Source organism: Oscillibacter sp. (assembly GCF_032018205.1).
Taxonomy (GTDB): Bacteria; Bacillota; Clostridia; order Oscillospirales; family Oscillospiraceae; genus Oscillibacter.
In genome coordinates, this window is sequence record NZ_DALZOY010000004.1 from 221536 (window position 1) to 233355 (window position 11820).

Annotated in this window: 10 protein-coding genes and 1 pseudogene; 4 read left to right on the plus strand and 7 right to left on the minus strand. The window is 55.2% G+C overall.

What is annotated here, in order from left to right:
• Positions 1-67 precede the first annotated feature (67 nt).
• From RTU96_RS05150 to RTU96_RS05160, 3 genes are read left to right on the plus strand one after another with little or no spacing between them, the layout of a single operon-like run.
• Positions 68-775 carry a response regulator transcription factor gene (locus tag RTU96_RS05150; protein ID WP_294855489.1) on the plus strand — a complete coding sequence of 236 codons (708 nt, stop codon included), beginning with the start codon at positions 68-70 and terminating at the stop codon, positions 773-775.
• A complete protein-coding gene (locus RTU96_RS05155) occupies positions 772-2208 on the plus strand; it encodes a HAMP domain-containing sensor histidine kinase (RefSeq protein ID WP_294855490.1) in 1437 nt (478 codons plus the stop codon). The genes RTU96_RS05150 and RTU96_RS05155 overlap by 4 nt, the downstream gene beginning before the upstream one ends.
• A gap of 10 nt (positions 2209-2218) precedes the next feature.
• Positions 2219-3589 carry a trypsin-like peptidase domain-containing protein gene (locus RTU96_RS05160; protein WP_312635337.1) on the plus strand — a complete coding sequence of 457 codons (1371 nt, stop codon included), beginning with the start codon at positions 2219-2221 and terminating at the stop codon, positions 3587-3589.
• A gap of 287 nt (positions 3590-3876) precedes the next feature.
• Here the strand turns inward: RTU96_RS05160 and RTU96_RS05165 are convergent, their stop codons facing one another.
• Positions 3877-6300: an MMPL family transporter gene (locus RTU96_RS05165; RefSeq protein WP_312635339.1), complete on the minus strand. Its 2424-nt coding sequence runs from the start codon at positions 6298-6300 to the stop codon at positions 3877-3879.
• 35 nt (positions 6301-6335) lie between these two features.
• Positions 6336-8636: a hypothetical protein gene (locus tag RTU96_RS05170; RefSeq protein WP_312635341.1), complete on the minus strand. Its 2301-nt coding sequence runs from the start codon at positions 8634-8636 to the stop codon at positions 6336-6338.
• Positions 8637-8957: 321 nt separating this feature from the next.
• Here RTU96_RS05170 and RTU96_RS05175 point away from each other — a divergent pair, with 321 nt between their 5' ends.
• A complete protein-coding gene (locus RTU96_RS05175; protein ID WP_312635342.1) occupies positions 8958-9608 on the plus strand; it encodes a TetR/AcrR family transcriptional regulator in 651 nt (216 codons plus the stop codon).
• Positions 9609-9700: 92 nt separating this feature from the next.
• On the opposite strand, the gene RTU96_RS05180 is transcribed toward RTU96_RS05175, so the two are convergent.
• The 5 genes and pseudogenes from RTU96_RS05180 to RTU96_RS05200 all read right to left on the minus strand — a co-directional run.
• Complete coding sequence (locus RTU96_RS05180) at positions 9701-10102, minus strand: sulfite exporter TauE/SafE family protein (protein WP_312635343.1); 402 nt, start codon at positions 10100-10102, stop codon at positions 9701-9703.
• Positions 10099-10449, minus strand: coding sequence for a TSUP family transporter (locus tag RTU96_RS05185; protein WP_312635345.1), 351 nt, complete (start codon positions 10447-10449; stop codon positions 10099-10101). The genes RTU96_RS05180 and RTU96_RS05185 overlap by 4 nt, the downstream gene beginning before the upstream one ends.
• A gap of 94 nt (positions 10450-10543) precedes the next feature.
• Positions 10544-10735: a DUF1540 domain-containing protein gene (locus RTU96_RS05190; protein ID WP_312635346.1), complete on the minus strand. Its 192-nt coding sequence runs from the start codon at positions 10733-10735 to the stop codon at positions 10544-10546.
• 276 nt (positions 10736-11011) lie between these two features.
• A complete protein-coding gene (fabZ, locus tag RTU96_RS05195) occupies positions 11012-11443 on the minus strand; it encodes a 3-hydroxyacyl-ACP dehydratase FabZ (RefSeq protein WP_312635348.1) in 432 nt (143 codons plus the stop codon).
• Between the two features lie 246 nt (positions 11444-11689).
• Positions 11690-11820, minus strand: a pseudogene (locus RTU96_RS05200) (electron transfer flavoprotein subunit alpha/FixB family protein); the annotation flags it as partial.

Below are 11820 nucleotides of genomic sequence, written 5' to 3' on the forward strand. Positions count from 1 at the left end.
GCGTATATAATGGACAATATAGAGCGGGGGAGACACCCCCATTTTAAAAAAGTACGGAGGCAGGACTATGGCGCGAAACATTCTGGTTGTGGAGGACGATCACAACATCTCCGACCTGATCCACATGTATCTTGTGAAGGAGGGCTTTGACGTCCGCATCGCCGCAGACGGCGGCAGGGCAGTGGAGGAATTCCAGAAGCAGGCGCCCGATCTGATTCTGCTGGACATTATGCTGCCGGTGATGGACGGCTGGGCCGTGTGCGCGAAAATCCGGGAGACCAGCAAGGTTCCCATCATTATGCTGACCGCCAAGAGCGAGGTGTTCGACCGCATTCAGGGTTTGGAGATGGGGGCGGACGACTATATTGTCAAGCCCTTTGAAATGAAAGAGCTTCTGGCGAGAATTAACGCGGTGCTCCGCCGAACGGAGATTCCCAACGACACGTCGAAAAAGCTGACCTTTGACAAGCTGGTGGTGAATCTGGATTCCTACGAGCTGATTGTGGATGGCAAAAAAGTGGACACGCCGCCCAAGGAGCTGGAGCTGTTGTACCATCTGGCCGCCACGCCCAACCGGGTGTATACCCGCAACCAATTGCTGGACGAGGTGTGGGGCTTCGACTATTTCGGAGACAGCCGGACCGTGGACGTGCATATCAAGCGCCTGCGGGAAAAGGTGGAGGACGTGTCCGACCAGTGGGCGCTGAAAACCGTGTGGGGCGTGGGCTATAAGTTTGAGGTGATGGGCGCGGCGAAGCAGACGGAGAAGGCATGAAACGGTTGGGCGAGCGCTTTCCGGGGCTGTATTGGCGGCAGATGCTTTTGACCATGGGTACCGTCCTTCTGACGCTGGCGCTGCTGGGGGCATCCTACTCTGCGCTGGGCTATAACTTCCTCCGCCAGCAGCGGATCAACGATATGGAAACCCGTGCGGACGTGGTGGCCCGTCTGTCCGCCGGCTATCTGAGCAGCGGCGGCTTTTCAAGCGAAACGGAGCTTTTGACGCTGGCGGGCTTTGCCGCGTCCATATCCGACTTGAATTTTCTTGTCTGTGACACGCAGGGCCGGGCCCTGCTTTCCACTGACCCGGGACTGGACGGGCTGTCTGTCACCATTCCTCAGAAGCTGATGGACAAGACCCTGACGCAGGGCGCCAGCTCCGGGCGCTCCAATTTGAATGGTGTGTACACGGAAAAGCACCTTTTGGTGGGGATTCCGGTGGCAGACGCGGCGGGAAAACAGGTGGGCGTGGTGTTTGCCGTGTCCGTGCTTCACTCTGCTCTGGACAAAATGTGGCAGGGGTTTATCGGCCTGTTTGTCATGACCTCCTGCGTGGTGCTGATGGTGGCGTTTATGGCTTCCTCCGTCACTGCCATGCGGCAGGTTCGGCCCATCCGGGAGATGGTGGCCGCCACCCGGCGGTTTGCCGACGGGGAGTTTGACATCCGCATGCGGGACACGGAACGAAACGATGAAATCGGCGAACTGGCGGTTTCCTTTAACAACATGGCCGAGACGCTGCTGCAAACAGAGCGCAAGCGCAGAGAGTTTGTCGCCAATATCTCTCACGAGCTGAAAACCCCCATGACCACCATCGCCGGGTATACCGATGGTATTCTGGACGGGACCATCCCCTATGAAAGTGAAAAGCAATACCTGCAAATTATTGCGGAGGAGAGCCGCCGTCTGAGCCGCATGGTCCGGCGGATGCTGGACGTGAGCCAGCTTCAGGCCATCGACCCCATGAAAAGCGGGGCTCACTTCGACCTTTGCGAAAGTATGCGCCGGGTGCTGATTTCCATGGAAAAGAAAATTACCGACCGTGGGCTGGACGTGGACGCGGACATCCCGGAGGAGCCAATTTTGGTTCTGGGGGACAACGACATGATCACTCAGGTCATTTACAATCTGTTGGAAAACGCGGCGAAATTCGCAACGCCCGGCTCCGTGCTGTATCTGGGCGTTGCACGGCGGGACGGCAAGGCCCGTGTCGTCGTGCGCAACGAGGGAGACACCATTCCGCCCGAGGAGCTGCCGCTTTTGTTCGAGCGGTTCCACAAGAGCGACAAATCCCGCAGCGAGGATAAGACCGGCGTGGGGCTGGGACTTTATATTGTTAAAACCATTTTGGAGCAGCACCGGGAAAAAATCAATGTGACCAGCGAGAACGGTGTCACCGAGTTTTCGTTCTCCCTGACCGCGGAATAACGAGGCGCAGATGAACGACCAGTATTTAAAAATTGAGCCCCTTGACGGGCAGGCCCCTGTGCCAGACGGGAGCGGGGCTGACCCCCGGGAGGTGGTGGAATACTATCCGCCCCTGCCCTGCCCCCGGGAGGTGGTGGAGGTTTATGTCCAGCCCCGGCGGCTGCCGGGCCGGGCGGAGCCACCTGCTTCAGTGAATATCATCCCTGTGGTTGGACCGGTTTCGGCCCCGGCGGTTTCTCAAAGACGGGGCCGGGGAAAACGTGGGCTGTGGATTTTTCTGGTCTGCCTTGCCGTTGCGGGAGGCTTGGCTGTGGGCGCGTTCTTTTTGAACGGCGGCTTTTTTTACTTCAATCCCTCTTCTTCGGGGGAGGAATACCTGCAAAACGAGGACTGGGATCAAGAGGAGGTTTCCATTGAGACCTATCCATACGGCCAGGGCGCAGTGATGGAGTTGGCCGCCGCCAAGGGCGGTGCGCTGACCATTCAGGAGATTTACCGCAGGGTGAACCCGGCGGTGGTGACGGTGATTGCCCAGTTGGACCGGGGCGCGTCGGTGGGAACCGGCATGATTTTCCGGGAGGACGGGTATGTACTCACCAACTATCATGTGGTGGCGGGAAGCCACGATTGCAGTGTGACGCTGGCCTCCGGCAGGACCTATGAGGCCCTCTATGTGGGTGGAGACAGCGGAAACGACGTGGCGGTTTTAAAGCTGGAAGCCACGGGCCTGCCTGCGGCAGAGATGGGAGATTCCGACGCGCTGACGGTGGGCGACACGGTATACGCCATCGGAAATCCTCTGGGCGTGGAGCTGCGGGGAACGCTGACGGACGGCATTGTCTCCGCCATCAACCGGGATGTGGACGTTTCGGGCCGCACCATGACGCTGATCCAGACCAATGCGGCTTTGAACGAAGGAAACTCCGGCGGCCCACTCATCAACGCATACGGACAGGTGGTGGGCGTGAACACCATCAAGATGATGTCCTTTACCTCAAATGTGGAAGGGCTGGGCTTTGCCTTGCCCATGCGGTCGGTGCAGAAAATGGTGAATGACATTCTGGAGAGCGGGCAGGTCCTTCCCGAACCACGGCTGGGCGTCACCATCCTCGACATGCCCAAGCTTCTGCCCGACGGAACGCAGGGCGTGGAGGTGCAGGACGTGAGCATCGGCTCCGCTGCCGACAGAGCCGGGGTGAAAGGTGGGGACGTAATTGTTTCTGCAGGCGGGCAGGCCGTGACTGAGCGGCATATGCTGTTGAACGTCCGCCGCCAGTTCCGCATCGGCGACGACTTGCCTATGAAGCTTTGGCGGGACGGGGAGTATTTAGAGGTCGTCCTCCATCTGGACGAGGCGTTTGAGAAACTGCCCGCCGATTGAAGCGCCAAGGGAACCGAATATCAATTCCTACGAAGGGGCGGACAGTCGAAACTGTCCGCCCTGTTTTTTTCTGCGAGGCAAGGCGTATACCCATTGCTCGGATACTGCCTGCACCAGAGAGGAAATTATCTGTTAAGACCCCTTCTGTGCGAAAGGCCCGGAAGAGGGACGCTGAATATTGCGTCTGTCGATGGCAGGAGAATCGGATTCGCCAAGGAAGCTCCCATCCACGCAATAAGCGTGGATGGGAGCTTCCTTTTTTCCAAGGCAAAAGTGCGAAATTCAACTCAATGTGTTTTTGCAAGCGTCTCTTCTCCGGCTTTTTTTGCATCCGAGGGGTCAGGGGGCATGCCTTCGGAATCTGCCTTATTGCCGGAAGCGGCCGGAACTTTTGTTTTCCCGCGGGGAAGGGAGCGCTTAAACCCGGCAAAATGCTTCTTTTTCCGAGGCGCTTCGCCGGAAGAGGTCTCCGACTTCTCGAGAATGCTCTTTATTGGCGCAGTCTGCGGGGAAGATGCTCCGATAGAAACGGGCTTGTTTTCTGCATGGGAGTTCTCGCCGCCGTCTGCATCTGCTTTTTTTCCGATGGGAAGCTTTTTTGCGGCGGATTGCAGGGCCTTTGCAACGCGGGAGGGCTTTACCGGCGGCACGGTCCGCCAGTACCGGCTGGTTTTATTGAACACCGGCTCGCACACACTGAGAATGGAGGGCATGATAAAAATGCTGACCATCGCAGAAATCAGCGCGCCCCGGGCCAGCATCACGCAGATGGACCCAATCAGGTCGATACTGGAGACAAAGGACACGCCCAGCGTGGCACAGAAGAGCACCAGTGAGCTGGTGATGATGGAGGGATCGGAGGAGGTGGCGGCAATGTGGATGGCCTCGTCCCGGCTTTTCCCGGCGCGCAGTTCTTCCTGAAGGCGTGTAGTCATTAAAATGGCATAGTCCACCGTGGCACCAAGCTGCACGCAGCCGATGATGGTTGGGGCGATGAAGGGAATGTCCGTCCCGGTAAAATAGGGCACGCCCTGATTGATGAAGATGGCAAGCTCAATAGTGCCCACCAGAACCACCGGAACGGTGAGAGACTGGAACACGAATAAAACGATCAAAAAGATAGCGGCCATGGAGATGTAGTTGGTAATGTTAAAATCCACGGCGGAAGTTTCAATCAAATCATTGGTCATGGCCGCTTCGCCGGTAATCAGGGCGCCGGAGTCGTATTGCTTGAGAATTCCCCGCATCCCATCCAGTTGGTCGGATACTTCCTGAGATGCAGTGGCGTATTTGGAGTTTACCATCATCATCTGCCAACCGTCCTGCTTGAGCATGGTGCGCACCTCGTCAGGCACAAAAAATTCCGGAATCCCAGCGCCCAACAGAGAGTGATAGGACAGCACCGAGGTAATGCCAGGCAGGTCCTCAAGAGCATTTTCCAGTTGATTCATGTCAGTTGCGGAAATGTCGTCCCGCAAAAGCACAAAGTGAGACGTACCCATGTCGAAATCGCTCTTCAGCTTTTCATTGGCCACAATGGAAGGAAGGTCCTGCGGCAGGGACTCATCCAGCTTGTAGTAGATACCCGCGTGGTTCTGCGCATAAACGGCGGGCAGGAACATCAGAAGAGTGAGGCCCACGAAAACCCAGCGGTGCTTCAGAATGTGGACATTGATTTTATCAAAGCTGGGAATCAGCGTTCTGTGCTTGTGCTGGTCGATTTGCTTATCAAACAACAGCACCAGAGAGGGCAGCACCAAAATCACCGTGGCAATGCCCAACAGCACGCCCTTTGCCATGACGATGCCAATATCCCGGCCCAGTGTCAGCCGCATAAAGCACAGGGCCAAGAAGCCGGCAATGGTGGTCAGGCTGCTGCCGGAAAGAGAGGTAAATGCGGACACAATGGCCTTTGCCATGGCGTCGCGCTTATCTTCGTAATTACTCCGCTCTTCCTCGTAGCGGTGGTAGAGAAAAATGGAATAGTCCATGGTAACGCCAAGCTGCAAGACGGCCGCGATGGCCTTGGTAAGGTAGGAAATCTGGCCCAAAAAAATGTTGGAGCCGAAATTGTAGATGACAGCCAACCCAATGCTGGCAAGAAATATAAAGGGCAGCACCGTGGATTCCAGCGTCAGTGACATGGCTGCCAGCGCCAGAAGAACCGCAAGGCCCACGAAGAGCGGAAGCTCGCTGTCCATCAGGTCCCGGGTATCCTTAATGACCACGGAAAAGCCCGCCAGAAAGCACTTGTTGTTGCATACCGACCGCACCTGATCAATGGCCTCCATCGTCTCGTCCGAGGCGCCGGGATGGTCGTACTGAATCATCATCATCGTGGCATCCCCAGAGAAAAACATATCTCTCAGGTTGGCGGGGATAAACTCGGTGGGAATCTGGATGCCCACCATGCTGCTGACCCAGATGGCGTTGCTGACGCCGGGAATATCCTGAATTTCCTGAATCAGCCGGTTGCTGTATCCGGCGGGCATATCCTCCACGATCAACATACTGGTGGCTGCCATTTTAAACGGGTCCTCCAGCAGCTTTTCCCCCTGAGAGGACTCTGAACTCTGGGGCAGGTAGGACAGAATATCGTAGTTGACGCGGGTTGCTGCAAACCCGATTGCGGATGGAATCAGCAGCAATACGGCGATAAGCGCCACCAGCTTGGGCCGACGTGTCAGCCCGTGTGCAATTTTTCCAATCACAGGAGGTCACCTTCTTCTTTCATACCGGCGGGCCCTCAGTGAAAAATCCCGGTGATTGAGGACCAAAGGTCATGGAACATCTGGCCCACGCGACTTCCAAAGCTGCCCTTGTCAGCGGCGGTAGACGCTGTTTCCTCCTCGTCCTCATCCGGAACCTTGATCTCCTGAGAGCGGATCAGAATTTGAATACTTTGGGGCGCTGGGTTCTGGCCGGAAGTCAGCGACTGGGCTGGGGCGGTGCTGTCCATGTTCAGCAGGTTATCCACATCGCCCGTATGCTCGTTCCACGTATCTGTGATGATGCTGTCCAGACTGTTCTTTGCGGATTTAATATCCTTGCTGGTGGCAAGGGCGGCGGCAGTCTGGCGCAGGGAGGCAGCCAGCCCCTCCAGCGTCTGCTTGGTTCCGGCATCCAACTGCTCGCCGGAGGTTCGGGCCAGAACTTCCGTGTCCGAAATCAGTTTTTCCGCGTTGCGGATAGAGCCTGCGGCGGTGACGCTTAAATCCTCCAGGGTTTTGAGGCTTTCCTGCGCCTTGGGTTCGTAGGAGCTTAAAAGCGTTTCCAGCTCGCCAATCTTGACGAGAAGTGTGTCGGCCTTGTCCGTGGCGGACTGTCCAACTTCGGCCAGCTCTTGCGCGTCGTCCAGGAGATTGGTCAGCGCAAACATCTTGTCGCAGATGGAGGACAGTCTGCTCACCACGTCGGCAGTGGGACCGGCAATGCCGGTAAGAGTAGAATTAATGGAAGAAGTCGTGTTGATCAAATCACTGGAGATTTCCTCTCCGTTTGCCAGAAGAGCCGCCATGGCTTCGGCGTTGTCTTCGCTGGTACCTTGCAGAATTAGCGCCTGCTTATAAAAGTTCTCAAGAGACTTACCTGAGCTCACGCCATGTGTGTCCATCAAGGCTTTCAGAGTCTTGGCCTGCTGCTGTGGTGCGTAGTTTCCATCACTGGAATCTAGATCGGGTTGACCGGCCAAATATGCTAATTGGCCAGCCTGTGCCGTGGCGGTTTCCGGATCAGTTCCGCCGGCAATTAATATGGATTGAATAAAGCTTTCTAAGGTGTCGGCGTTATAGGCACTGGAAAGAGTGCTGGCCAGTTGGGCGTTGCTTTGAAGAACTGATGGAGTTGATACGGTTACTCTTGCGTTGTTTAGAGCAAGTCTCAAGCTGTCCAGATTGCCGCTGAGCCGTCTCATTTCAAATACCAGAGATTTCAAATCCTCGCTGTTGCCATCCAAATTTTTCAATGCGTTTTTCGTCTTTGAAAGCTCAGTTCGCAGCGAAACAGCCGTGTCGCTCATGGTTTTCAAAATGTCCTTTGACTTCGTCAGCGTTTTGCTGGCGGCCTGTACCTGCTCTGCCACAGGGTCCAGCAGGGTGGCGATGCTTTCCATGTCCAGCTTGGAGGTGTCGATCCCGTCGTAGATAGAGCCTTTTCCGGCAGAGATGGTTCCCCGGGCTTTGTTCAGTGCGTCAAGTCCCTTGGCGCTGGAATAAAGGCTGCCAGTCATGCTGCTCAAAGCGTCCAGTGTGGTGTCCAAACTGTTGTTAAGCTTTTCGTAGTCATCCTCCAGCTCGTCCTTGCGGTCGCTCAGCTCTGCAATCTGATCCAACTGCGACAGCGTGGCCGGGAGCATCATGAATGTCATGCCGCCAAAGGAAAAATCGTCGGAGCCAACCTCAATGGTAAAATGCTGCTCTTCTCCCGGCAGAGCCAGAAACAGCACCGTGCGCAGATTGCCCACCAGTTGAACCTGTGCGCCCTTCGCTTTCAGGGAAAGAATATCGTCCTGATTAAATAGGGCCATGGCCTCCAGCGTATAGTTGTTTTTTGCGTAGTCGCTTGCATTTTCATTGGGAATAATGTCGAGATTGATATTCACCACGCCGGTTTTTCCCGCCAAATCCTCCGCCTTGGTGGGGACGCCGTTCAGCGTGTAAGACAGGGCGATGGTCCAGGGCAGGGCGGCAAACGGTGCGGTGGTCTTTCCCTCAAAATAAAAGTGAGAAGGTGCGGCTGCCTTGCTGAAATCAAAGGTAGTGACATTGTCTTTCTCAGTGGGGGCCGTACCGTCGGTCAGGTTTACCACCTCGTCGTAAGTACCGTAATCCGTCAGGGCCGTGGCACCGTTGAGGGCGTAGCTTTTTACTACGCTGCCCTCAGTCAGGTTGCCGTAGTAATCCAGCGTGGCGTAATAGGCCTCGTCGTAAGTAGGGGCCACGCCGTCGCCAATTTTTTCCGCTGCGCCCACGGGAATCAGCGTGGCCGGAAGCACCGCCGCCAGCGTCAGCGCAAGCGCGCGCGTGAACTGCGGGAATTTGTAAACCATAAAAATGCTCCTCTCAATTATGAACATATGTCCTTTAGTGGATTTATGTTAATTTTATACCAGAGAGAATTATAGTATGGTCTTATTCAAAAAGCAATAGGTTTAAGCAAAAATAAACAACAATTTTTCATTAAAATATTTTTGTTGATTTTTAGACAGAGTTGAAATATAATAGCCGCAAGCGGCCATAATTGAACCGCTGCGTATTTCAGGCAAAAGTCGGCCGGCTTTTTCGGCCCCGCCGAGGTTTTCTGCGGCGGCTTGGGCTTGTAGGGAGATTCGCGGCCAAGGGCTGCGGATTCACTTTTATGTGAAAGGGGCATGAACAAAGTGGAAAAAGGAGAGGATCGGCGGTCGCGCCGCTCTCAAAAGCTGCTGAAAAAGGGACTGCTGGAACTGATGCTGGAAAAAAGGTTTTCCGCCATCTCCGTGCGGGATGTAACAGAGCGGGCGGATATGAACCGGGGAACGTTTTATCTTCATTATCCGGACACCACCGCGTTGCTTCAAAGCGTGGAAACGGACATGCTGGCAGAGGCCCAGCTTTTAATCGACGAGCATATTGCGGAGTTTGAGGCGGGCGGCTCTCTGCGCCCGGTGTTTAAGCCGATTTTGGACTATATTGTGAAGCATCGCCCGGAGTTTGAGGCGCTGTTTGCCAATAATTCTACCAGCAATTTTACCGACAGGCTTCAAGAGCTGATTCACCGCAACGGCGTGAGCCTTGTGCGGGCAAAGTTTCACACAGCGTCTTCTGCGCAGATGGATTTTCTGATCAGCTTTATCGGGTACGGGCTGATCGGCCTGATCAAGACGTGGTTCGATCAGGACATGGTTTTGCCCAGAGAGGATTTGGTCCGGCAGGCGGACCGCCTGGTCAACGGCGCGGCGATGGGAATCCTCTCCGACGCAGGCGAATTTAAAAAAAATGAAACGCCGCATATCGGCGCAGAAACGGGGGAAAACGTCTAAAACGTTTTCCCCCGCGTGGTTTATCGGCGCGGTGTTTGATTAAAAAAACATTTCCGATCCTCTCGGGCATAAAAAAGACTGTTCCGTCTTACCTAAGACTTTTTCTCCGGATTGTCTTCCGGCGGTTCTTCCGGTTTCTTTTTTCGGGGCCACAGCAGCGAAACGCCCGAAGCCAACAGATAGATGCCGAAGGGCTTGCGCAACAGCTCCACATCCATCGCAGTGGCGGCCCAAGCGCCCGCAAGGGCAAAGATGACCGCCCATGGGATGGAACGCTTAAGCGTAGGCTTGTCCAGAAATCCGTTTTTCCAGTGAAACACCAGCGCGGCTGCGGCAGTGGGCAGAAAAAACAGCAGATTGATGCCTTGCGCCGTCCGCTGGTCCACACCCAGAAACAGCGTCATTACCAACAACAGAAGTGTTCCGCCACCCACGCCCCAAGCGGAGAGAATGCTGGCCCCCAGCCCGCAGAAAAAAGGCAGCAGCCAATTCAAAGCAGATACCTCACCGCTCCGTAAAAAAGAAAAACGGCAAACAGCCGCTTAAGCCACTTGGCGGAAATTTTTCCGTACAGCCGCCCCCCTATAAAGCCCCCTGCAAGGCCGCCCAGCAAATACGGCAGAGCGGTTTTCAAGGACAGCTCCGCTCGCAGAAAATACACCGCCGCCGACACCGCGCAAATGGGGAAAATTACCGCCACACAGGTGGCATACAACGTTTGTTTTTTTAAGGAAGACCTGCTCATCACCGGGATAAACACCATTCCCCCGCCGCCGCCGAACAGGCCGTTTGCAAGCCCCGCCGCCGCGCCTGCGACTCGCCCCCGCCACTTCTCGTTCATGCCTGCCACACTCCCCAGCTTCTTATGTATTCCCGGAGGCGGCGCCTCCGGGAAGCTTGCGGATGGGACCGCAAGCGGCTGACTTAACTCTGCCTTACTTCAGCTTGAAGCTTTCGCAGTCCACGCACTTGCTCTCGGTGGGGTTAGACTCATGGGTGCCCACGGAGATGGCATTCAGCCCGCAGTACTGCTTGTCCTGGCAGTGATGAGCGCAGTTGTCGACCGTGCACTTGATGCTGGTGTTGGCAGTGCATTCGCTGCCGTGGTTGGTCATGTCCTTCATCATAAAAAAGCCTCCTGATGAAAAGAATGTTGAAGGACTGCCGGTTTTGCCAAGATTGTCGGCACAACCGGCGATCCTTTGGCTTTCGCCGCAAATAGTCTGTGCACAGGTGTGGGTTTTATGCTAAAAAATTTTTAATCAAACAGCTTTGAAAACAAAAAGAGGACCGGAGGCAGATGCCCCCGGTCCCTTTAAAAAATCTTGTATGGAGAGAATCATCGCCGCAGCCTCGGCTGAGGTAATAATTTTCATAGTTGTCTCCTCTGCGTCCTGCGGCCTTCAGCGCATGGCCAGAGTGACGTCTCCGCTTACGGCCAGCTCGCCGTGGTTATAAATCTCCGCAGAGCAGGTTGCGATGGCCTTTTCCGCCCGCTCGGAGGCCATCTTTGCGCGAATCTCAATGGTATCTCCCGGCAAAATTTTTTTCAGAAAGCGCACGTTGTTAATGCCCAAAAACAAAGGGATTTTACCTGCGTAGCGCTCCATCTTCAAAAGCAGGATATCCGCGGTCTGCGCCATGCACTCCACGGAGTAAACGCCGGGCAGCACGGGCTCCCCGGGAAAATGCCCCTTAAAAATCTCCCGGGCCGGATCCACATAAAACCGGGTTTCAATGTGCTCGCCGGGAATCAGCTCCTCCACCGTGTCTATCAGCAGCATCGGGTCGCGGTGAGGAATGACCTGCTTGACCTCTTCGTGAGAAAGTTTCATACAATTCTCTCCCTTTCACCAATCAATATTTTTATGTGGAGGTCTATCAAAAAACAAACTGTTCCGCACATAATTGACACAAAATTAACAATGCTGGATATACAAATCGGCATTTCAGTGCAGCGACGCTATATCGCAACAGGTGAGATGCCGTACTTGGGAGAAGAGGCCCCGCCGATTGCCGCAGCCAGCGGCGGGACCTCCTCGCAGTGGTATATTGCGCGATGGATTTGCCTCGCGTTTTTTTTACTGCGCAGCCTTGGCGGCGCGAACGGCGTCGGTCAGCAGGGGTGCAACCTTGAACAGATCGCCGCAGATGCCGTAATCGGCAATCTCAAAGATGGGCGCGGTGTCGTTCTTGTTCACCGCGATGATGC